Source organism: Rathayibacter sp. SD072 (assembly GCF_017355185.1).
Lineage (GTDB): Bacteria > Actinomycetota > Actinomycetes > Actinomycetales > Microbacteriaceae > Rathayibacter.
Map to the genome: position 1 here is coordinate 29587 of NZ_JADILJ010000009.1, position 19808 is coordinate 49394.

Here is a 19808-nt window from a genome sequence, read left to right on the forward strand (position 1 = left end):
ACGAGCGGTCGGGGGGCCGTGCCTGCGGCACGAGCCAGGAGGGCGCCGTGCCTGCGGCACGAGCGGTCGGGGCCGTGCCTGCGGCACGAGCGAGGGGCCGCTTCTCGGATATGCCGTCCCCTTGCTGGTCGAGTAGCCCCGCAGGGGCGTATCGAGACCCGCGTCCGCCGGAGGGCGGTGTCAGCGGCGGCGCAGGGTCGCGGACGTGGCCAGGGTCAGGAGGGCGCCGAGGGCGGCGGAGGCCGCGGTCACGGCGAAGCCGGACTGGGGGCCGAGGGACTCGACGGCGAGGCCGCTCAGGGAGGAGCCGGCGGTGACTCCGATGGCGAGGCCGGTGGGCGGCCAGGCGAGGGCCTCGGTGAGGCGGGCGCGGGGTGAGATCGACTCCACCAGGCTGGAGCCGGTGATGAGCAGCGGCGACGTCGCGAGGCCCGCGACGAAGGCGAGTGCCACGAGGACGGGCAGAGAGCCCGAGAAGACGAGGACCGGCACGACGAGGCCGAACACGACGCCCGCGACGACGAAGCGCGAGAGCGGGCCGCCGGGCAGCCGCGCGGCGCCCACGACGACTCCGGTCAGGACGCTGCCGATGCTGTAGACCGACAGCAGCAGACCCGACGCGGCGTCGGCGCCCGCGGCCTCGGCCGTCGCGATCGCGGCGACGTTGAACGAGCCGAACACCCCTCCGATCGTCGCGAACACCGCGGTGACGCCGATCAGCGCGAGCGGGAGGCGCACGGCGGCCGCCCTGCTCTCCGGCGTGCGCACGGCGAGCGGCGGCTGCGTGCGCACCTGTGCGAGGAGCGCCGTGCTGCCGATCACGCCGATCCCGAGGCCGACCAGCACCCCTGCCGCCGGGTGCACGAGCGAGGCCAGCAGGGTCACGATCGGCGGCGCGACGACGAACGCCGCTTCGTCCGCCACCGATTCCACCGAGTAGGCGGTGTGGCGGAGGCCGGGGTCCGAGGTGGCCGCACTCCAGCGCGAGCGCACGGCCGAGCCGATGTCGATGACGGCGAGTCCGGCGAGCACCGCGAGCACGAACCAGGTCCACACCGGCGCCCCGAGCAGCACGGCGGCGACGAGTCCGAGCGAGGCGGCGACCAGCACCGGGAGCGACAGGGCGAGCGCGCGGCGCTGGCCCCAGCGGTCCATCACCCGCGACCAGACCGGGCCCGCGGCGGCGAGCGAAAGGGTCAGCGTGCCCGACACCGCGCCGCCGAGCGCGTAGCTGCCCGAGACATCGGTGACGAGGACCAGCACGCCGATCGCGAGGCTGCCCTTGGGGAACCGGCCGAACCAGCCCGAGGAGGAGAAGGCGAGCGATCCGGGGAGGGCGAACGCCTGCGCGTAGCGGCCTGCCGCGCGGCCGAGCGCCGAGGACCGCGGCACGGAGGGAGCGGCGGACGAGGAGGGTGCCGAGGAGTCAGGCATGCGTCGATTTCCGATTCCGGCCGACCGAAAGCGGAGGCGCTCCACTGGCTGCTCGGACGACCCGGCGAGTCTACCGGCCGCCTCCACGACGCCTCCGGATGCGTCGACGCCCCGTCCCGCGGCACACTGGCTCCGTGGATCCCGACGCGCTCGAGCAGCTCCTCTCCGACCTCCCCGGCGCCGAGCCGGGGTTCCCGTTCGGGCCCGGCACCCGCGTCTGGAAGGTCGGCGGCAAGGTCTTCGCCCTCGAGTCGGAGCTGCAGGGCCGCGCCTGCATCAGCGTGAAGGCGCTGCCCGAGAACGTCGTGCACCTGGTCGCGGGCGCCGACGGCGTCGGTCCGGGGTACCACCTCAACAAGACGCACTGGGTCACGGTCGACCTCGACCGGGTCGATCCCGGGCTCGCCGCCGAGCTGGTGCAGGAGTCGCACGCGATCATCGTCGCGAAGCTGCCGCGCCGCCTCCGCCTCGCCCTCGACGGCACGGCGAGCGGCTCGCTCTCGGAGGACGTCTGACGCGCTGTTGCGCCGTGTGACGCGGCCGGATGCGGGTCGCCGCGCGGCGATCTAGCGTGGCTGCACCCACCCGCTCCCCCGAGAGGACGCGCCATGCCACCCCGCACCCGCCTGCAGTCGACGGTCGACACCGCCTGCGAGCGCGGGGCGATGTGCGTGCACGACCGGGCCGGCCACGGGCTCGGCGCACTGCAGCTGCGGCTGGCGCGCGCCACTCCGCGGGGCTGGGTCGACGCGCTCGTCGCCTCGGTCGACGGCGACGGCTGGATCTCGCTCGAGCTCTGGGAGTCGGGCGGCGTCGCGCGCGTCTGGCACCACGCGGAGGCGGCGCTCGCCGTCGGCGCGCCGGTCTCGCTCCACACGCGCTACGGCGTGCTGACCTCGGGCGCTCTGCAGATCAGCGTCGCCCGCGACTGACTCTCAGGCCGGCATCGACGCGAGCATCGCCTCGCACGCCGACGCGCAGTCCTCGCACGCCATCGCGCAGAGACGGCAGGTCTCGCTCATCTCGGCGTGGGAGGAGCACTCGGCGGCGCACGCGCGGCACACGGCGATGCACGCCTCGAGCATCGGGCGCAGCACGGCGGCGTTCATGCTCGCAGGTCGCATCATCATGCGCATCATCGCGAGGCAGACGTCGGCGCAGGTGGCGCACATCGACGCGCACCGTCCCATCCCGTCCATCGACGACATCGCGTCGGAGCACATCGTGCAGGCCTGCAGACACGCGGAGCACGCGTCGATGCAGGCCTGCATCGCGGTCGTGTCCATCGTCTCGGCGTCGGCCATCGGCATGGCCTTCATCATCTCGTCGGTGCGCATGTCGCTTCTCCCTCGATCGGGGCGGTGCGGAGGCACGTCCAGCGGGCGTCTGCGGTGGCTGCCTCCGATGCTAGGCCGGTCGACTCCTCGCGTCACCCCCGCCGAGGCGCTCGCCCGGACGGATCCGTCACTCCCGGCCGAGGTGCGCGCCCGGACGACGCGAGGCCCCCTGCCGGAGCAGAGGGCCTCGCGGGGCGGTTCGGATCCCGCGGGTCAGATGCCGTACGACTCCAGGTACGCGGCGGTGTCGTGCCAGCCCTCGACCGCGAAGCACTCGACGCCCATGGCCTTCACCGGGTAGTCGTTCCCGTCGGGGTCGAGGCGGTCGCCGACGAAGATCATGTCGTCGAGCGGGATGCCCGTCAGCTCGGTGAGCTTGTTCATGCCGTAGGACTTGTCGATGCCCTTGCGGGTGATGTCGACCGAGGTGGAGCCGCCGGAGCGGACCTCGAGGTCGGGCAGCACGGCCTGGACGGCCTCGCGGAGGGTGTTCTTCTTCTCGCCGGTCGGATCCCAGGCCTGCTTGACGGGGACGGGCGCCGCCTGACCGAGGGCCGAGAAGGTGATCTGCGACTCGCGGTCCTCGAGGATCGGGCCCCAGGTCTCGGACTCCCAGTAGCCGAGCTCCTTCGCCTTCTCCTCCACGGCGGCGAGGGCGCGGGACTTCTCGTCCTCGGTGAGGTTCTCGGCGTAGATCTGCGTCCAGTCGCCGTCCTCGAAGCGGTAGTACTGGGTGCCGCAGGTGGGCATGAGGTGGAGCTTGGCGAGCGCCTCGGGGTCGGCGCCCTGGAGGCGGTCGAGCACCTGCATCCGGAACTGACCGATCTGCCCGCCCGAGATGATGCAGACCTCGGTCGCCTTCAGCAGGCGGACGAGGAGGTCGGCCATCGCCGGGTCGACGGGGGACTTCGAGGCGGCGAGGGTGTCGTCGAGGTCGAAGGCCATCAGGCGGGGCAGGGTGCTCATGGGTCTCGTTTCACGGTCTGCGGACGGGGCGGTATAGAGGATACGGGGCGGCGCCGGAACGCGCGTCCGGCGGGACGCGGGACCGCCCGGGGCGAGTGCGGCGAGCCGGCGGGCGGTCCTCCCGCCGAGGCGATGCACCGTCCGAGCGCAGACTGGGGGCATGCCCGACTCGCCGTCCCCCGCCCGCCGAGCGCGGCGCTCCGTTCCGCGCACGTTCGTCCGGATCCTCCTGGGCCTCGTGCTCGTCTTCGCGGGGGTGGGCCACCTGACCTTCGCGCGCCAGGCGTTCCAGGCGCAGGTGCCGCCGTGGCTCCCGCTCGATCCGGATCTCGTGGTCGTCGCCTCGGGAGTGGTCGAGATCGCGCTCGGGTCGGCGCTCGTGCTGCTGGCCCGGTGGCAGATGGTCGTCGGAGTCGTGGTCGCCGCGTTCTTCGTCGCCGTGTTCCCGGGCAATGTCTCGCAGCTCGTCACGCGGACGCCGGCCTTCGGGCTCGAGACGGACGCTGCGCGTGCGATCCGCCTCCTCTTCCAGCCGCTGCTGGTGATCGGGGCGCTCTGGTCGACCGGCGTGTTCTCGGCCTTTCGGTCCCGCCGGCGTCGACCCTGACGCCTCACCGAGGGAACCCCGGTCCGTCGACGGAACCCGCTGTTCGAGGCTCCCTCGACGGGTCGGGGTTCCCTCGCGGAGTCGGACGGGGGCTCAGCCGCCCGACGACCGCGCCAGGTACGCGGCCTCGGTGCGCGTCGCCGCGCCGAGCTTGCGGAGGATGTTCGAGACGTGCACGCTCGCCGTCTTCACGCTGATGAAGAGCTCCTCGGCGATGGCGCGGTTGCCCAGGCCCTGCGCCACGAGCGCGAGGACCTGGCGCTCGCGGTCGGTCAGAGGCTCCGCGCCGCCCGGAGCGGCGCCGGCGCCCACGACGGGATCGCCGCGCCCGAGGCGCCGCTCGAACCGGTCGAGGCCGTCGACGAGGAGCCCGAGCCCGGCGCGCTCCGCGATGACGCGGGCCTCGCGCGCCTCCCGCTCGGCCTCCTCGCGCCGACCGGCGGCCGCCAGCGCCTCGGCGAGGCGGAGCCGCGAGTAGGGGAGCAGGTGCACCTCCGCGGTGTCCGCCTCGTTCGCCGTGGCGGCGGCCGCCCAGGCGGCGGGGTCGTCGCCCGTTCCGGAGGCGCCGCTCAGTTCGGCCTCGATCACCGCGATCAGCGCGGCACCCGTCGGCCAGAGGGCGGCCGTCGCGAGGATCTCGCGCAGTCGCGCCTCCGCCTCGACCCGCTCGCCCCGCCCGTCGAGGAGCGCGACGCCCTCGCGTCGGGCGGCGGCGATGATGCGGGCCACCACCACGAGCAGGAAGAGGTCGGCGGAGGGGAGGGGGCGGTGGTCGGGTCCGATGGCGTCGCGGACCTCGGCCCACGCGGCCGCGACGTCGCCGTTCTCGAGTGCGATCGCTCCGGCGACCTTGGCCAGGCCGACGAGCGAGAGCCGCTCGGTGCGCAGCTGACGGCTGAGCGGCTGCCGCCACCGGGCGAGCAGGGACGCCGCCTGCGCGGGATCACCGCGCCAGAGCACGATCCAGATCTTGCGGCGCTGGAGGTGCGCCGCGAAGCCCAGCGGGGCGTCGAGCTCGAGCGCGCGGTCGAGCAGCTCCTCGGCGCGGCGCCACTCGCCGGTCGAGGCGAGGGCATCGGCCGTGTTGGCCATCAGCATCGCGCCGAGGGTGCGCGCGACCCCGTGCCGGCGGGCGTGCTCGGCACCCTGCTCGCCCGCGGCGATCGCCTCGCGGAACCGCCCGAGGAGCGAGAGGGCGTCCGACAGGTTGAGCCAGTACCGCAGTCGGGCGGAGTCGTCCTCGCGCGCGAGTGCGCCGGCCAGCTCGAGCTGCTCCAGCCCGTCGTCGATCCGGCCGAGCTCGACGAGCGCCATGCCGCGGATGTTCGCCGCGACGCTCCTGCGCCCCTGCGAGCCGACCGCCTCGGCCTCGGCGGACGCCGCATCGGCGACCGAGACCGCCTCGACGAGATCGGCCTCGAGCATCAGCCGGGCGGCCAGCTCCCCCAGGATCCGCGCGCGCAGCACGCTCGGCTCCCCGCCCTCGAGCAGGGCGAGCGCCTCGCGCAGCAGGGCGACGGAGCCGACCTGACCGAGGTTGGCGAGGTAGGACGCCTTGTCGCGCAGGAGCGTCGCCCGGCACGGGGCGCCCAGGCCCTGGATCGCGAGCGCCTCGTCGACCAGCGCGACCGCGCGCTCGCTCTCGCCCGCGTCGCGGAAGTGGTGGGCGGTGGAGCCGAGGAGGTCGGCTCGATCGCGTCCGCGCGACCCGGCGGGCACCTGCTCCCACAGCTCGAGCGCGCGCTCGCCCATCCGCGCGGCCAGCGCGTGGGCGAAGGAGGCCCGCGCGTGCGCCATGGCGTCGAGCGAGGCGGCGAAGGCCCGCTCGGAGTCGTGCGCCGCCATCCAGTGGTACGAGATCTCGGAGGCGGCGGCCGGTCCCCTGCTCTCGAGGGCCTCGGCGTAGCAGGTGTGCGCCCGCACGCGCTCGCCCGGCAGCAGCTCGTCGTGGATCGCGTCGCGCACGAGCGCGTGCCGGAAGCTGTAGCTGCTGCCGTCGACGACGAGCACGCCGCCCGCGATCGCCTCGCGCGCCGCGGTCTCGACGGCGTCGGCGTCGCCGTCCACCACGGCGATCAGGTCGTGCTCGACGCACGTGCCGCCGGCCGAGAGCGTGCGCAGGATCCTCTGCGTCGGCTCGCTGAGCCCGTCGTACCGGGCGAGGAGGACGTCGCGGAGCGATTCGGGGTAGCACTCGGGCACGTTCGCCGCCTCGGCGCGGGCGAACTCCTCGACGAAGAACGGCACCCCCTCCGTCCGCTCCACCACGAGGGCGAGATCGCGCGGTGCGACGGCCGTGCCGCGGAGGGAGGCGACCATCGCCTCGACGCCGCGCCGGTCCAGCCGCGCCAGCTCGCGCCGCTGCACACGGTCGCTCCGCTCGAGCTCGGGGAGCCAGGCGCGCATCGGATCGCCGCGGCGCAGCTGATCGCTCCGGAACGTGAGGACCACGAGGATCCGGCCGGCGCTCGCGACGCGCACCAGGAAGCGCAGGACCCCGATCGTGGCCGGGTCGACCCAGTGCAGGTCCTCGACCACCAGCACGATCGGACGCAGCCGCGACGCGGTCTCGAGCGCCACCGTGACCGCCTCGAGCACCGGGGGAGCGGCCGCCGCCGGTTCACCGCTCGCGGGCAGCTCGGGGAGCAGGATGCGCAGCCCCTCGGCCGACGGACCGGCCATCGCCGCGAGCTCGTCGGAGCCGACCACGCGCGCCAGCTCGCGCAGCGGTGCGGTGATCGGGGCGTAGGGAGGGGCGTCGCGGTCGAGATCGACGCACTGGCCCCGCAGCACGAGAGCCTCGGCCGGAAGCCGCTCGGTGAACTCCGCGACGAGCCGGCTCTTGCCGATGCCGGCCTCGCCGCCGACGACCACGGTCCGCGCCCCCTCGACGAGCATCCGCTCGTAGGCGCGCCGGAGGGCGGCGAGGTCGTCGTCCCGTCCGACGAGGACGGACGGGGAGGGCGGAAGGGGCATGGGAGTCATGGTGCCAGCGGACGCCGACACCGGAGGGGTCCGATGGCGTGCGATGTCGGTTTCCCGCGGGTCCTCGACCGGAACCCGGCGCGCGGCACCTCAGGCGCCGGCGTGATCGGCCCGGTACGTGAGCGCGCGGCGCAGGATCACCCGGAGCCCCGGCCGTGCGGGAGGTGCTTCACGACGCTCCCGGCGGACCCGCTCGTGCTCGAGCTCGCGTTCGAGGCGGCGCTCGCGCTCCTCGAGCAGCGCGGGGAAGGAGTACTCGCTCAGCATCATCTCGGTCCTCTCGTCGTCGATGTCACGACGCTCGTCCAGGACCGGTGCCGAGGGCATCGGGCGGTCGCCCTATCCCGGGCGGCGCTCGGCGCGCTCGGTCTGAGGCGGGAGGGGGTCAGGGCGCTCCTGCTCGGGCAGGACCGGCGGAGCAGTCGCGCGGATCCGCGCCGTTCCGGGCCGGGACGGGGATAGGGCGATCGCCCGATGCGCGCGGAGTGGCTCGGGCGGACCGTTGTCGCAGGGCGCAGAGCACGCCCGTCGCAGAGCAAGGAGTTCGAGATGGTCTTCCTCATCGTCGTCGCCGCCGTCATCGTCTGGGCGGTCGCCGCGGCCGTCGTCGCCGTCCTGCGGGACGGCCACGGCCCCCGGCCGACGTGGACGGGCACCGAGCGCATCGTCGCCCGCCGCTGAGGCGGCGCGGGCTGGACGGTGTCCCACGAGCCGGAGCCCGGCCGGCTCGCTCGTGCACAGGGTTTCGGCTCGCGGAACGACGTCCGGCTCGCGGAATCAGGACGATTCCGCGAGCCGAACGCGTTTCTGCGAGCCGGAGGTGCCGCTAGGCGGTGCGACGACGGCGCAGCACCGTCAGCGCCGCTCCCGAGAGCAGCAGCACGAGTGCTCCGCCGAGGAACCCGGACGCGTCGGAACCGGTGTTCGCGAGCGAGCCGTTGTGGCCCCCTCCCGCCACGGGCACCGCCGTCGCGGTGGGCTGCGGCGACGGAGCGATGGTCGGCTGCTCGGTCGGCGCAGGCGTGACCGGCTCGGTCGGAGCCGGCGTGACCGGAGCCGCGACCGACGTCAGCGACCAGTTCTCGTCGAAGAAGTCGGCCTGGTCGATCACTCCGCGCGCGGTCGCCCAGTCGATGAGCAGCTGGCGGATCTCGAGGCGCTCGTCGTAGACCAGCGGAGCCGCGGCGACGGCCGGGTAGGCGCCTCCACCGCTCTGGCGGTAGTTGTTGACCGCCATCACGAAGACGTCGTCATCGGCGACCGGAGTGCCGTCGGGGTGCGCGAGGTCGCGGATCCGCGATCCGGCCGGCTGCGAGATGTCGATCACGTAGTCCACGCCCGAGAGCGCGTCGTAGTTGTAGTCCGGGATGCCCGTGGGCCGGTCCTCGGTGACCGCGTTCGTGCCCGTGGCCGGGTCGAACGGGGCGCCGGGGGCGACCTGGGTGAAGTACCGGGCCGAGAACTCGAGGTACTCGCGCACCTCGGCACCCGTCATCTCGACTCCGCGCAGGGTGTTCTCGTAGATGTAGAGACCGGCGATGTCGCGGATGGTGACCTGCCCCTTCGGGAAGACCGCGGTGCGCGAGAACGGCGAGGCCTGCGAGATCACCGGGACGTCCGCCCACTGCGTGCCCTCGAGCGCCGTGTCGACGGTCTCGGCCTGGACGTTGTTGATGAAGTCGATGATCGGGGTGTCCTCGTAGCGCGAGGTCTCGGCCGAGAGCTCCTCGAGCGACTCCGCGACGGGGGTGTTCACGTAGTCGATGGTCGTCGCGTGCTGCTCGGCGACCGCGTCGAGGACGGCGGTCGACTCCTCCGGGATGTCGCGCGCGTAGACGGCCTCGGCGACGGGCGCCTCGCCCTCCGACCAGTCGACCTGCAGGTCGCCGGCGGCGTCGGGCACGAGGTTCAGCGTGACCTCGGTCAGGCCCTGCGCCCAGTAGTAGGGCTGCGTGACGAGCACCTGCTCGCCGGCGACGTTCGTGAAGAGCGTCTGCGGCACGTCCTGGTGGCTGTGCCCGGCGACGAGCACGTCGATGCCGGGGACCTGGGTCGCGATGTTGTTCACGACGTCCTCGTTGAGGTCGGCCGGGTCGTAGTCGGCGTCGGCGACGGTGCCCTGACCGGTGTGTGCGAGCACGACGACCACGTCGGCCTCGGCCTGCACCTTCGGGACCCACTCCTTCGCGGTCTCGACCATGTCGCGGAACTCGAGCACGCCGTCGACGTACTGCTTGTCCCAGACGCGGACGCCCGGGGTGACGAGGCCGAGGACGCCGACCTTCACGGTCTCGCCGTCGATCTCGCGCTCGATCACGGTGAACGGCCTGTGGTACGGATCGCCGGTGGCGACGTCGACGACGTTCGCGCCCAGGAGCGGGGCGTCGAGGTCGTTCTCGTACGCGCCGAGCATGTCGAGCCCGTAGTTGTACTCGTGGTTGCCGACGACCTGGGCGTCGTAGCCGATCGTGTTGAAGGCGGCGGCCATCGGATGCGTCGTCTCGTCCGCGAGGACGCCCGCGGCTCCGTCGCCGAGCCCGTAGTAGTAGGTGAGGGGAGTGCCCTGGATCGCGTCGCCGTTGTCGAAGACCATCACGGACTCGTCGCCCTTCTCGGCGCGGAGGCGGTCGACCTCGGTCGCGACGCGCGTGAGTCCGAGGGTGTCCTCGCCCTCGTACGGCGCGTTCGCGAAGTAGTCCCAGTTGTAGACGTGGCCGTGGGTGTCGGTCGTCGACACGAGCGTGAGCTCGAGGCCGTCGTCGGTGGTGGCCGCGGTCGCCGAGGGGGCGACGGTGGCCGCTCCGAGGGCGGCGACGACGAGGAGGCTGGCAGCGCGGTATCGGCGCATCGGTGTCCTGTTCGCGTGATGGGTGGAGAGTGAACGTCTTCGAACCTAGGCCGGATGTGTGAACGCGTCATTACGTGTTCGAGAGCATTGCTCGGCAATGCGGTCGGCCCGCGGTCCCCGGAGCGGTCCCGGAGCCGCTCCGCTAGAATCGAGCGGCTGGTCGCGCAGAAGCGGCATCTCGATGCCGGGCCGGCCCGCCGAGGCCCGGTGGACCCGAAACGGGCCGGGCGCCCACCTCCCCGTCGAGAAGGACACGCCATGCCAGCAATCGTCATCACCGGCGCCCAGTGGGGCGACGAGGGCAAGGGACGCGCCACCGACCTCCTCGGCAGCCGCGTCGACTACGTCGTCAAGTTCAACGGCGGCAACAACGCCGGCCACACCGTCGTCGTGGGCGACGAGAAGTACGCGCTGCACCTGCTCCCCTCGGGCATCCTGACGCCGGGCGTCGTCCCCGTCATCGCGAACGGCGTCGTCGTCGACATCGAGGTGCTCTTCCACGAGCTCGAGGCGCTGAGCGCCCGCGGCGTCGACGTCTCGAAGCTGCTCGTCAGCGCCAACGCGCACGTCATCACGAGCTACCACCGCACCCTCGACAAGGTGACGGAGCGGTTCCTCGGCAAGCGCCAGATCGGCACCACGGGCCGCGGCATCGGCCCCGCCTACGCCGACAAGATCAACCGCGTCGGCATCCGGATCCAGGACCTCTTCGACGAGAACATCCTGCGCCAGAAGGTCGAGGGCGCCCTCGACCAGAAGAACCACCTGCTGGTGAAGGTCTACAACCGCCGCGCGATCCTGGTCGAGCAGGTCATGGAGGACCTGCTGCAGTACACCGAGCGCCTGCGCCCCATGGTCGCCGACACCTCGCTCGTGCTCGCCCAGGCGCTCGACGCCGGCAAGACCGTGCTGTTCGAGGCGGGTCAGGCCACCATGCTCGACGTCGATCACGGCACCTACCCGTTCGTCACGTCCTCGAACGCGACCTCCGGAGGAGCGGCCACCGGCTCCGGAGTCGCCCCCAACCGCATCGAGCGCGTCATCGCGGTCATCAAGGCGTACACGACTCGCGTCGGCGCGGGCCCCTTCCCGACCGAGCTCTTCGACGAGTGGGGCGAGTACCTCCGCAAGCAGGGCTTCGAGTTCGGCACCACGACCGGCCGCCCGCGCCGCTGCGGCTGGTACGACGCCCCGATCGCCCGCTACTCCGCCCGGATCAACGGCGTCACCGACTTCGTCCTCACCAAGCTCGACGTGCTCTCCGGCCTCGAGACGATCCCCGTCTGCGTCGCGTACGACGTCGACGGCGTGCGCCACGACGAGGTCCCGGTCTCGCAGAGCGACTTCCACCACGCGAAGCCGATCTACGAGGAGTTCCCCGGCTGGCAGGAGGACATCACCGGCTGCCGCACGTTCGCCGATCTCCCGCAGGCCGCGCAGGACTATGTCCGCGCGCTCGAGGCGATGAGCGGTGCCCGCTTCTCGGCCATCGGAGTCGGCCCGGAGCGCGAGCAGGTCGTCGTCCTGCACGACCTCCTCGACTGACCGGGTCAGAGGCGGTGCAGGCCGCGTGAGATCGCGGTCACGATCGCACGCTCGACCTCCGGCCACCGCGTCAGCACCTGCGCTGCGGAGAAGCGGAGGGTGACGTAGCCGTCGACCGCGGCGGCCGTGTCACGGCGGCGGTCGTTCTCGAAGTCGTGCGTCGACCGGCCGTCGAGCTCGACGATGAGGCTGCGGCCGATCAGGAGGTCGACCCGTCCGACGCCGGGGATCCACGCCTGTGCGACGGCGGTGATGCCGAGCAGATGGAGCCGCCAGCGCGCGAGGGACTCGAGACCGCTCTGGGCGTCGTCGCGGCAGAAGTCGAGCACCTCGTGGAGTCGGACCGGGCAGAGCCGTCGCAGCTCGACGAGATCGTCGCGGGAGACGAGACGCTGCTCCCTCGCCGACTCGACGGCGACCAGCATGTCCTCGACTCCCACGGAACGTCCGAGCTGCAGCAGCGAGTGCGGGGGAGAGACGCGCAGGGGCTCGTCGTCGGGCCACGCGGGATCCCAGTGGAGCCGGACACCTCGGGGTGCGCCGATCCGGGCAGCGTTCGGCACGACGTGCACGTGGAGCTGCGGTGATCGCAGGACCCACAGCCCGTGGGACCGCGCCGCATCGGTCGCGCCGAGCCTGCCCCCGATCCGGAAGGCCGTGAGCACCTCCGGAGGCAGCCGAGGAGAGGCGTACTGCCCCCGGCGGCCCCGCACGAGCGCGCCGTCGGCGACGGCGGCGGCGAGACGGCGGGTGCTCATCCCCGATTCGACCAGTGCCGCCCGACTGGCGGTGCCGCCGTGGCGGAGCAGTACCGCTTCGATGTCCATGGGCGGAGTGTCGCGGAGGAGAGCCGGACCAGGAGTGCACGGCCTGGTCCCTCGGCGCGGATCTCCTGGGTGGGGGGGCTGGGGAGGAGTGCCGGCGCTCGGGTCGCGTTCACAACGAAGGAAGGATCTGCAGGCGGCGGCGGGGCGGCGGGGTTCGCAGGCCCGGCAGACCAGTTCTTCCTTCGTTGTGAACACAAGTGGACCCGGGCGGGGCATGATCGGCGGATGCAGATCTACGCCGACCTCCCCGCCGTGCGCGCCCGGCAGATCACGGCCGACGCCCTGGCGATCGCCGTCGCCGCCGTCGCGATCGCCGCCGGCATCGCCGTCGGCAGCCTGATCGCTGGGCTCGCCGAGATCGGCCGCCGCCTCGAGAGCGCGGGCAGCGGCTTCGGCTCGACGATGAGCGACGCCGGATCCACGCTCGGCGGCATCCCGCTGCTCGGCGACGCCGTGCGCGCGCCCTTCGACGAGGCGAGCGGAGCCGCCTCCGTGCTGGCCGCCGCAGGACGCGATCAGCAGCAGCTCGCGGGAGCCCTCGCGATCGTGGCGGGCCTCGCGGTCGGCGGACTGCCCCTCCTGCTCCTGGCGGTGCTCTGGCTGCGCCCGCGCCTGCGCTTCGCCCGGCGCGCCGCCGAGCTCCGAGCCCTCGGCGCCACCCCGGCGGGCGGCGAGCTCCTGGCGCTGCGCGCGCTGACGGAGGCGACCCCGCGCGAGATCCTCGCGGCCCACCCCGACGCCGTCCCCGGCTGGCGCACCGGCGACCCCGCCGCGACGCAGGCGCTCGCCGCGCTCGCCCTCCGGCGCGCAGGTCTGCGCCCGCGTTGATGCGCCCGGGAGCACAGAGGACCACTCCCCGTCCCCCGCAGGGATGACCTCCCGACCACCCGCGGGCGACGAGCGCGACAGCACCGCCTCCGTAGCGTCGAGGACATGCAGAACCAGACCTCCACCGTTGTGGCGCGCGTCGAGAACGTGCGCAAGCTGTACGGCAGCACGCCCCCCGTCGTCGCCCTCGACGGCGTCACCCTCTCGATCCAGCGCGGCGAGTTCACCGCCGTCATGGGACCGAGCGGATCCGGCAAGTCCACCCTGATGCACGTCCTCGCCGGCCTCGACACGGCCACCGACGGCCGTGTGTTCCTCGGCGACACCGAGATCAGCGGTCTCGGCGACGCCGAGCTCACGCTGCTGCGCCGCCGCCAGGTCGGCTTCGTCTTCCAGGCGTTCAACCTCATCCCCACGCTCGACGTGCGCGGCAACATCCGCCTGCCCTTCGAGCTCGACGGCCGACGCGTCACCGCCGACGAGGAGGCCTGGATCGCGAGCCTCATCGAGTCGCTCGGGCTGCGCGACCGCCTCACGCACCGGCCCTACGAGCTGTCGGGCGGCCAGCAGCAGCGCGTCGCCATCGCCCGCGCGCTCGCCACGCGGCCCCAGCTGATCTTCGCCGACGAGCCCACCGGCAACCTCGACTCCCGCACCGGCCGCGAGGTCCTCACCCTGCTGCGCGCCTCCACCCGTGAGTACGGCCAGTCGATCGCGATGGTCACCCACGACCCGATCGCGGCCGCCTACGCCGACCGCATCGTCTTCCTCCGCGACGGGGCGGTCGTCGACGACCGCCGCGGCATGACCGCGGAAGAGGTCTCGCGCACGATGCTCGAGATGGAGACCGCGGCGTGAGCGGCGTGCGCACGGGCTCGAAGCAGGGCGGAGGCGCGATCGTCACGGTCGCTGCCCTGTCCGCCGCGTTCGGCGGAGTGCTCGTCATGGTCGTCGCCGACATGGTCGCCGCGTTCGAGGCCGCCGGCCTGGACGGCGTCGAGCAGGCCGCGACGACGCTCGGAGTGGTCGGCGTCGTGTTCTTCGGCATCGCCGTGTTCGTGGGCGGCATCGTCACCTCGAACGCCGTCTCCACGGTGATCGCGGGCCGCACCCGCGAGATCTCGCTCCTGCGCCTGCTGGGAGCTTCCGGCCGCTCGCTGCGCGCCGAGGTCGTGCGCAACGGCCTGATGCAGGGCCTGCTCGGCGCGGTGATCGGCCTCGTCGCCGCGGTCGTGCTCGTCGCGGCCGGTGCCGAGCTCGCGTTCGCGACGGGGACGTTCACCCGCATCGAGCTCCCGCTCGTCTCTCCGGGTCTGCTGCTGCCGGCGGTCGCCGTCATCGCGTCGACCGTCATCGCCTCCTGGGCCGGATCGCGCCGCGTGCTCTCGGTCTCGCCGTCCGAGGCGGCGGGCTCCTCCGCGGAGCCGCGCTACGACGAGCTGAAGGGCCGCCGGGGCCGCAACGCGCTGGCGATCGCGTTCGTCGTGCTCGGGTTCCTCCTGCTGGGCGCAGGCGTCGTGGTCGGGCTGCTGAGCCCGTTCGGCGTGCTGCTGGGCCTGGTCGGCGGCATGGTCTCGTTCTCCGGCATCATCCTCGGCGCGCCGGTGCTGCTGCCTCCGCTGACCTCGCTGGTCGGCCGGGCCTTCGGCGCAGGGCCGGTCGCGCGCCTCGCCTCCGCCAATGCGATCAGGAACCCCGCCCGCAGCGCGCGGGCCGTCATCGGCCTCGTGATCGGAGTGACGCTCGTCACGATGTTCGCGGTCGCCGCGGCGACCTTCGCCACCATCATGCGGATGTCCGAGGACATGAGCCCCGAGGTCTTCGAGGCGCTCGACCAGTTCGTCTCGGTCAGCACCGCGATCATGAGCGTCCTGCTCGGCTTCTCGGTGCTCCTCGCCGCCGTCGGCATGGTGAACACGCTCTCGCTCAGCGTGATGCAGCGCCGCCGCGAGCTGGGGCTGCTCCGGGCACTCGGCTTCACGGGTTCGCAGGTGCGCTGGATGGTCGTCGTCGAAGCGGCGCAGATGGTGATCGCCGCGGCCCTGCTGGGCCTGGTCCTCGGCGTCGTCTACGGGTGGAGCGGCGCGATCGCGATCTTCGGCTCGCTGCCGGGCATCGGCCTGGTGCCCCCGACGATCCCCGTGACGATCCTCGCCGCCGTCGTGGTGGTCGGCGTCCTGATCACCGTGGTGTCGGCCGTGCTGCCCGCGCGCCGGGCGACGACGGTCTCGCCGGTCGCGGCGCTCGCCGTGGCCTGAGCGGCACGCGGGGTCTGCAGAAGGGCCGTCGCCCCGGAGGGATCCGGAGCGACGGCCCTCCGCCGTGCCCGCCGTGACGGAGCCGGAGTCACACCACCGAGAACCCGGTCGCCAGCCGCTCGCGCCCGGTGACCGCCATCAGGAACTCCTCCGCCCGACCGCCGCGTGCCGCGAGGGACCCGGTCAGCGCGCAGCTCGCCTCGACGGCGGGAGCGGGCAGCTCGTGCGGCACGCCGGTCGCCCGCGACAGGTCGATCGTGTGCACGACCAGCTCGAGCACGCGCGTGCGGAGGTACTCGTCGAGGGCGATCGCGTGCGGGCCGATCGCGACCAGGCGACCGGGCCGCTGCTCCGCGAGCAGAGCGGTCGCGCGCCGCAGCGCGTTGCGGGCGGTCTCCTCCGGCCGGTCGCCCAGCGCCGTTCCCGCCTCCACTCCTCGTCGCGCGACGGCCGCCGGATCGGCGACGTTCCCGGCGAATGCTGCGTAGTAGGCGAGCGCGTCGGGCACCGTCGCCTCGGCGGGCTCCTCGGCGCCGAGGTACGTCTCGACGGTGAGGATCGCGCGCGACGTGTGCCCGGCGAGCCCGCGGACGTCCCAGTCGCCGAGTCCGGGGAGCGCCCACTGGTCGTCGCCGATCCGTGAGAGCAGGAGGACGAAGGCGGCGGCGGAGGTCTCGAACAGCGCGGAATCGGCCATGGACCCCATGCTGGCATGCGGTCCGGACCACCCGCGGCGGCGGTGGCGACCCCAGAATGGCCGGGTGACCGACTCCGCCCCCGCCTCTCCCCGCCGGCCGAGCCCTGTGCGCCTCGTCGGGAGGACGGTGGTCCTCGAGCCGCTCGCCGACGAGCACCTCGACGGACTGCGCGACGCGATCGCGCGGCCCGAGGTCTTCGCGGGCGGCTACGGAGGAGGGGCTGCGGGCCTGGACCCCGACCCGGTCGCGTTCCGGGCGTTCCTCCTCCGCTACTACCCCTGGGGGACGGGCCTGCCGTACGCCGTGCTGGTCGACGGGCGCGTGGTCGGAGCGACGGCGCTCGCCGACTTCGACGAGACGCGCGAGGCCGCGCACCTGGGCTGGACCGCGTACGCCCCCGAGGTGTGGGGCACCGCGGTGAATCCCGAGACGAAGCGCCTGCTGCTCGGGCTCGCCTTCGACAGCGGCTATTCGCGCGTGAAGCTGCAGGCCGACGCGGCCAACGCCCGATCGCGGGCGGCGATCCTGCGGCTGGGCGCGACGTTCGAGGGGGTGCTGCGGCACGACCAGCGCAGGGCCGACGGATCGTGGCGCGACACGGCGGTGCACTCGATCCTGCGCGAGGAGTGGCCGGCGGTTCGCGAGGGACTGGACCGCCGACTCACCGCCCTGCGCTAGCAACCGCAGCGCCGCTCCCGCAACCGGTGACCGCTGCCGGAGGAGAGGAGTAGGAAAGAGGGATGGAACGGATCCACTACGCGGGCAGCTCGGTGCTGACCGGCAGCGCCATCGCCCGCTCGCTGGTGGACTACGCCGAGGCGCTCGCGGTGCGGAGGGGATCCGCGGCGGTCCGGATCCCCGTGCGGCTCGAGGACGGTGGGATCGGCAGCGCCGACCTGCTCATCGGTCCTGCCAGCCAGCTCCTCAGCGAGCCCGAGGAGAGCGACGCCGAGGAGATCGTCGACGACGAGCTCGTCGAGCGGATGGACCGCGAGGCCGGTCGACTCGGGGTCTCGCATCCGGTCGCCGAGGCCGACGACGAGATCGTGCGGCTCCCCGACCTGGACCTGCCCGAGTACGACGACGAGGGCCGCTGACATGGCCGCGCGAGGACCTCTCGGTAGGATCGGCTCCTGCCGCGAGTACCGGAGCGGGAGCGCTGCCCCGGCGTCACCCGGCCCCCACCGAGCACCGCAGGCTGAACGGAGAGTGCCCTGATGGGCCGATTGATCTACGACTCCACCCTGGAGGCCGACTTCGACGACCGCCTGCTGGCGCACCTGCAGATCGTCATCGGATCCAAGCTCGCACGCAACGAGTCCTTCTACTTCTCGTGGAAGGACTCGCAGGCGGTCGGCGACGGACGCACCTCGATCTGGGTGCACCCCGCGATCCCGCTGCGGTTCAAGTACCACGGGGGCCGCGCGCCCTCGATCAACGCCGAATGGATCCGCCAGCTCCTGGCCGATTCGCACACCGCACACGGTCTGCGCATCAGCGAGGAGCCGAGAGGAGCCGGTCGGCCGAGCGAGGAGCCCATCCTGTGAAGCGCGTCGAGATCACCTACGGCGGATCGCCGTACAGCCTGTCGGACACGACCGCCGAAGCGGTGCAGGCCGACGTCGAGCGCGCGCTCGACGGCGAGGCCTCGCGCTGGCTCGTCGTGAACCAGGGCGAGGGGGAGCCGCGGCAGACGTCGATCCTCATCACTCCCGGAGTCGCGTTCTCGGTCGCCGACGTCGCGCTCTGAGCGCTCGGCGAGCAGCGCATCTTCTGCTGATCGGGTAGGCCGCGCAGCGGCCGTATCGAGATCCACGTCCTCCGGGAGTCGTGGGTCTCGACACGCCCCCGCGTGGCTGCTCGACCAGCAGGGGTCAGCTGCGCAGCAGCGCCGGGAACTCGCCGGGGATCTCGCCCGCGAGGTAGCCGGCGGGGCCGATGCGCTCCGCGAGGCGGGTGTCCGCCTCCGTGTGCAGGTGCACGCCCCACGCCGCCGCGCCCGCTCCGTCGATGCCGCGCGCTCGGAGGCCCGCCGTCGCACCGGCGAGCACGTCGCCGCTGCCGGCCGTCGCCAGCCCCGGGTGCTCGCCCTCGGCGCGCACGAGCACGCCGTCCGGATCCGCGACGACGTTGAAGAGGCTCACGACCGCCTCGTAGCGGAGGGCGATCGCCCTGGCTGCGGTCTCGACGTCCTCGATCTCGGCGCCCAGCAGCCGCTCGGCCTCCGCGGTGTTCGGAGTGATCAGCAGGCGTCCGGCGAGAGAGCGGGCGACGCGCTTCTGACCCGGCAGCACGCCGAGCGGGAACGCGTCCAGGTGCACGGCGGGCACGTCGCGCAGCAGCGGTGCGAGCGCCCGGAGGGTCGCGGCGGTCGCCTTCGGGTCGTCCAGCCCCGGGCCGACGAGGGCGACGTCGGCCGAGGCCAGCTCGCCCTCGAGCGCCTCGAGTCCGCGGCCGGTGATGGATCCGGTGCGCGACTCCTGCAGCGGGACGACGCCGCACTCGGGCAGCGCGACCGCCGTGGCGGAGGCGACGGACTCGGCGACGCACAGCGTGATGCGGCCGGCGCCGACCCGCAGCGCCGCGATGCCCGCGAGCAGAGCGGCTCCGGGGGTCTTGCGGGCACCGCCGACGATGACGACGTCGCCGCGGGCGTGCTTGGATCCGGACGGCTCGGGCAGCGGCCAGCGCTGCTCCAGCAGGGCGCGGTCGATGGTCTCAGTCATGCGGGTCTCCCTCTCCCTCGTCGCGGTCGTCGTGCCGGGTGACGGGCGCGCCCGTGCGCTCCAGGTGCTCGGTGCTCGAGAAGCGCTCGACGCTCCAGCCGTCGTCGCCGCGCAGGAGCCGCGTCACCGACGCGTTGGCGACCGGGGTGGAGGCGCCGATGTCGAGGAGCTCGCGCTCGGACAGGCCCTCGCAGACGTAGCGGGTGATGAGCACCACGGCGTCGTGGCAGAACAACACGGCGGGACCGGTGGGCGCGGCGGCGTCGAGGTGGTCGAGGAACGACCGCATCCGCAGGGCGAGATCGGTCCAGGACTCGCCCCCCGGCGGTCGGTAGTAGAACTTGCCGTGCCACTCGCGGCGCTGCGCCTCCTCGGGGAAGCGCTCGCGGAACCCTGCGGAGGTGAGCCGGTCGGCGATGCCGAGGTCGCGGTCGCGGAGCCGCTCGTCGACTCCGAGCGGCAGATCGAGCCCGGCCTCGGCCAGGGCGATCCTCGCCGTCGAGGACGCGCGGACGAAGGGCGAGCTCCAGGCGGAGGCGGGTGCAGCCTCGCCGGCCAGCCAGCGTCCGAGGGCGTGCGCCTGCTCCTGCCCGGCGTCCGAGAGCTCGACGTCGGCGTCACGGCGGTCCACCGCGATCTCGAGCGCCCCCTGAGCCTCGGCAGCGCTCGCGGCGACGTTGGCGACGCTCTCGCCGTGACGCACCAGGAGGAGCTCGGTCGGTCCGGTCGTTCTCGCGGGGGCCATGACT

At 73.3% G+C, this 19808-nt stretch carries 22 protein-coding genes; 12 read left to right on the plus strand and 10 right to left on the minus strand.

The window, feature by feature from the left end:
• Positions 1-180 precede the first annotated feature (180 nt).
• Positions 181-1434, minus strand: a complete 1254-nt coding sequence (locus IOC53_RS05575) for an MFS transporter (RefSeq protein WP_207403375.1) — start codon at positions 1432-1434, stop codon at positions 181-183.
• Positions 1435-1568: 134 nt separating this feature from the next.
• On the opposite strand from IOC53_RS05575, the gene IOC53_RS05580 reads away from it, so the two are divergent.
• Positions 1569-1949, plus strand: coding sequence for an MmcQ/YjbR family DNA-binding protein (locus IOC53_RS05580; RefSeq protein WP_207403376.1), 381 nt, complete (start codon positions 1569-1571; stop codon positions 1947-1949).
• A 93-nt stretch (positions 1950-2042) separates the two neighbouring features.
• Positions 2043-2366 carry a hypothetical protein gene (locus IOC53_RS05585; RefSeq protein WP_207403377.1) on the plus strand — a complete coding sequence of 108 codons (324 nt, stop codon included), beginning with the start codon at positions 2043-2045 and terminating at the stop codon, positions 2364-2366.
• Positions 2367-2369: 3 nt separating this feature from the next.
• Here IOC53_RS05585 and IOC53_RS05590 read toward each other — a convergent pair whose 3' ends face one another.
• On the minus strand, positions 2370-2771 hold the full coding sequence (locus IOC53_RS05590; RefSeq protein ID WP_207403378.1) for a hypothetical protein: 402 nt from the start codon (positions 2769-2771) through the stop codon (positions 2370-2372).
• A 213-nt stretch (positions 2772-2984) separates the two neighbouring features.
• Entirely contained in the window at positions 2985-3737 is a 753-nt protein-coding gene (locus IOC53_RS05595; protein WP_207403379.1) for an HAD-IIB family hydrolase, read from the minus strand.
• A 160-nt stretch (positions 3738-3897) separates the two neighbouring features.
• Here IOC53_RS05595 and IOC53_RS05600 point away from each other — a divergent pair, with 160 nt between their 5' ends.
• Entirely contained in the window at positions 3898-4344 is a 447-nt protein-coding gene (locus IOC53_RS05600; RefSeq protein WP_207403380.1) for a DoxX family membrane protein, read from the plus strand.
• Positions 4345-4437: 93 nt separating this feature from the next.
• Here IOC53_RS05600 and IOC53_RS19190 read toward each other — a convergent pair whose 3' ends face one another.
• Together IOC53_RS19190 and IOC53_RS05610 are read right to left on the minus strand one after the other, a co-directional pair.
• Positions 4438-7329 carry an AAA family ATPase gene (locus IOC53_RS19190; RefSeq protein ID WP_207403381.1) on the minus strand — a complete coding sequence of 964 codons (2892 nt, stop codon included), beginning with the start codon at positions 7327-7329 and terminating at the stop codon, positions 4438-4440.
• Positions 7330-7419: 90 nt separating this feature from the next.
• On the minus strand, positions 7420-7656 hold the full coding sequence (locus IOC53_RS05610; protein WP_207403382.1) for a hypothetical protein: 237 nt from the start codon (positions 7654-7656) through the stop codon (positions 7420-7422).
• Positions 7657-7878: 222 nt separating this feature from the next.
• On the opposite strand from IOC53_RS05610, the gene IOC53_RS19195 reads away from it, so the two are divergent.
• On the plus strand, positions 7879-8010 hold the full coding sequence (locus IOC53_RS19195) for a hypothetical protein (RefSeq protein WP_278250022.1): 132 nt from the start codon (positions 7879-7881) through the stop codon (positions 8008-8010).
• Positions 8011-8155: 145 nt separating this feature from the next.
• On the opposite strand, the gene IOC53_RS05615 is transcribed toward IOC53_RS19195, so the two are convergent.
• Positions 8156-10177 (minus strand): 5'-nucleotidase C-terminal domain-containing protein, encoded by a 2022-nt coding sequence (locus IOC53_RS05615; protein ID WP_207403383.1) that lies wholly within the window; start codon positions 10175-10177, stop codon positions 8156-8158.
• A gap of 258 nt (positions 10178-10435) precedes the next feature.
• Between IOC53_RS05615 and IOC53_RS05620 the strand changes: the two genes are divergently transcribed.
• Positions 10436-11722 (plus strand): adenylosuccinate synthase, encoded by a 1287-nt coding sequence (locus IOC53_RS05620; protein ID WP_055794202.1) that lies wholly within the window; start codon positions 10436-10438, stop codon positions 11720-11722.
• A 5-nt stretch (positions 11723-11727) separates the two neighbouring features.
• Here IOC53_RS05620 and IOC53_RS05625 read toward each other — a convergent pair whose 3' ends face one another.
• Complete coding sequence (locus tag IOC53_RS05625; protein WP_207403384.1) at positions 11728-12549, minus strand: type IV toxin-antitoxin system AbiEi family antitoxin domain-containing protein; 822 nt, start codon at positions 12547-12549, stop codon at positions 11728-11730.
• Positions 12550-12774: 225 nt separating this feature from the next.
• Between IOC53_RS05625 and IOC53_RS05630 the strand changes: the two genes are divergently transcribed.
• The 3 genes from IOC53_RS05630 to IOC53_RS05640 all read left to right on the plus strand — a co-directional run bounded on the left by IOC53_RS05630 (position 12775) and on the right by IOC53_RS05640 (position 15635).
• A complete protein-coding gene (locus tag IOC53_RS05630) occupies positions 12775-13377 on the plus strand; it encodes a hypothetical protein (RefSeq protein WP_207403385.1) in 603 nt (200 codons plus the stop codon).
• A gap of 105 nt (positions 13378-13482) precedes the next feature.
• On the plus strand, positions 13483-14235 hold the full coding sequence (locus IOC53_RS05635) for an ABC transporter ATP-binding protein (RefSeq protein WP_207403386.1): 753 nt from the start codon (positions 13483-13485) through the stop codon (positions 14233-14235).
• Complete coding sequence (locus IOC53_RS05640) at positions 14232-15635, plus strand: FtsX-like permease family protein (RefSeq protein WP_307786076.1); 1404 nt, start codon at positions 14232-14234, stop codon at positions 15633-15635. The genes IOC53_RS05635 and IOC53_RS05640 overlap by 4 nt, the downstream gene beginning before the upstream one ends.
• Positions 15636-15723: 88 nt before the next feature.
• Here the strand turns inward: IOC53_RS05640 and IOC53_RS05645 are convergent, their stop codons facing one another.
• Positions 15724-16332, minus strand: a complete 609-nt coding sequence (locus IOC53_RS05645) for a maleylpyruvate isomerase family mycothiol-dependent enzyme (RefSeq protein WP_207403387.1) — start codon at positions 16330-16332, stop codon at positions 15724-15726.
• A 64-nt stretch (positions 16333-16396) separates the two neighbouring features.
• Here IOC53_RS05645 and IOC53_RS05650 point away from each other — a divergent pair, with 64 nt between their 5' ends.
• The 4 genes from IOC53_RS05650 to IOC53_RS05665 all read left to right on the plus strand — a co-directional run bounded on the left by IOC53_RS05650 (position 16397) and on the right by IOC53_RS05665 (position 18083).
• Positions 16397-17011 carry a GNAT family protein gene (locus IOC53_RS05650; RefSeq protein ID WP_307786077.1) on the plus strand — a complete coding sequence of 205 codons (615 nt, stop codon included), beginning with the start codon at positions 16397-16399 and terminating at the stop codon, positions 17009-17011.
• A gap of 62 nt (positions 17012-17073) precedes the next feature.
• Positions 17074-17430: a hypothetical protein gene (locus IOC53_RS05655; RefSeq protein WP_207403388.1), complete on the plus strand. Its 357-nt coding sequence runs from the start codon at positions 17074-17076 to the stop codon at positions 17428-17430.
• 120 nt (positions 17431-17550) lie between these two features.
• Positions 17551-17880, plus strand: coding sequence for an ATP-dependent DNA ligase (locus tag IOC53_RS05660; RefSeq protein ID WP_207403389.1), 330 nt, complete (start codon positions 17551-17553; stop codon positions 17878-17880).
• Complete coding sequence (locus tag IOC53_RS05665; RefSeq protein WP_207403390.1) at positions 17877-18083, plus strand: hypothetical protein; 207 nt, start codon at positions 17877-17879, stop codon at positions 18081-18083. Before IOC53_RS05660 ends, IOC53_RS05665 begins: the two co-directional genes overlap by 4 nt.
• 124 nt (positions 18084-18207) lie before the next feature.
• Here IOC53_RS05665 and IOC53_RS05670 read toward each other — a convergent pair whose 3' ends face one another.
• Together IOC53_RS05670 and IOC53_RS05675 are read right to left on the minus strand one after the other, a co-directional pair.
• Positions 18208-19059 (minus strand): ADP/ATP-dependent (S)-NAD(P)H-hydrate dehydratase, encoded by an 852-nt coding sequence (locus tag IOC53_RS05670; protein WP_207403391.1) that lies wholly within the window; start codon positions 19057-19059, stop codon positions 18208-18210.
• Positions 19052-19804, minus strand: coding sequence for a histidine phosphatase family protein (locus IOC53_RS05675; RefSeq protein WP_207403392.1), 753 nt, complete (start codon positions 19802-19804; stop codon positions 19052-19054). Before IOC53_RS05675 ends, IOC53_RS05670 begins: the two co-directional genes overlap by 8 nt.
• Positions 19805-19808: the final 4 nt, after the last annotated feature.

Excerpts from the sequence above, each read along its gene's own strand:
- IOC53_RS05575 (WP_207403375.1), bottom strand. The coding sequence starts at position 1,434 with ATGCCTGACTCCTCGGCACCCTCCTCGTCCGCCGCTCCCTCCGTGCCG.
- IOC53_RS05585 (WP_207403377.1), top strand. The coding sequence starts at position 2,043 with ATGCCACCCCGCACCCGCCTGCAGTCGACGGTCGACACCGCCTGCGAG.
- IOC53_RS05590 (WP_207403378.1), bottom strand. The coding sequence starts at position 2,771 with ATGCGCACCGACGAGATGATGAAGGCCATGCCGATGGCCGACGCCGAG.
- IOC53_RS05595 (WP_207403379.1), bottom strand. The coding sequence starts at position 3,737 with ATGAGCACCCTGCCCCGCCTGATGGCCTTCGACCTCGACGACACCCTC.
- IOC53_RS05600 (WP_207403380.1), top strand. The coding sequence starts at position 3,898 with ATGCCCGACTCGCCGTCCCCCGCCCGCCGAGCGCGGCGCTCCGTTCCG.
- IOC53_RS19190 (WP_207403381.1), bottom strand. The coding sequence starts at position 7,329 with ATGACTCCCATGCCCCTTCCGCCCTCCCCGTCCGTCCTCGTCGGACGG.
- IOC53_RS05610 (WP_207403382.1), bottom strand. The coding sequence starts at position 7,656 with ATGCCCTCGGCACCGGTCCTGGACGAGCGTCGTGACATCGACGACGAG.
- IOC53_RS19195 (WP_278250022.1), top strand. The coding sequence starts at position 7,879 with ATGGTCTTCCTCATCGTCGTCGCCGCCGTCATCGTCTGGGCGGTCGCC.
- IOC53_RS05615 (WP_207403383.1), bottom strand. The coding sequence starts at position 10,177 with ATGCGCCGATACCGCGCTGCCAGCCTCCTCGTCGTCGCCGCCCTCGGA.
- IOC53_RS05620 (WP_055794202.1), top strand. The coding sequence starts at position 10,436 with ATGCCAGCAATCGTCATCACCGGCGCCCAGTGGGGCGACGAGGGCAAG.
- IOC53_RS05625 (WP_207403384.1), bottom strand. The coding sequence starts at position 12,549 with ATGGACATCGAAGCGGTACTGCTCCGCCACGGCGGCACCGCCAGTCGG.
- IOC53_RS05630 (WP_207403385.1), top strand. The coding sequence starts at position 12,775 with ATGCAGATCTACGCCGACCTCCCCGCCGTGCGCGCCCGGCAGATCACG.
- IOC53_RS05635 (WP_207403386.1), top strand. The coding sequence starts at position 13,483 with ATGCAGAACCAGACCTCCACCGTTGTGGCGCGCGTCGAGAACGTGCGC.
- IOC53_RS05645 (WP_207403387.1), bottom strand. The coding sequence starts at position 16,332 with ATGGCCGATTCCGCGCTGTTCGAGACCTCCGCCGCCGCCTTCGTCCTC.
- IOC53_RS05655 (WP_207403388.1), top strand. The coding sequence starts at position 17,074 with ATGGAACGGATCCACTACGCGGGCAGCTCGGTGCTGACCGGCAGCGCC.
- IOC53_RS05660 (WP_207403389.1), top strand. The coding sequence starts at position 17,551 with ATGGGCCGATTGATCTACGACTCCACCCTGGAGGCCGACTTCGACGAC.
- IOC53_RS05670 (WP_207403391.1), bottom strand. The coding sequence starts at position 19,059 with ATGACTGAGACCATCGACCGCGCCCTGCTGGAGCAGCGCTGGCCGCTG.
- IOC53_RS05675 (WP_207403392.1), bottom strand. The coding sequence starts at position 19,804 with ATGGCCCCCGCGAGAACGACCGGACCGACCGAGCTCCTCCTGGTGCGT.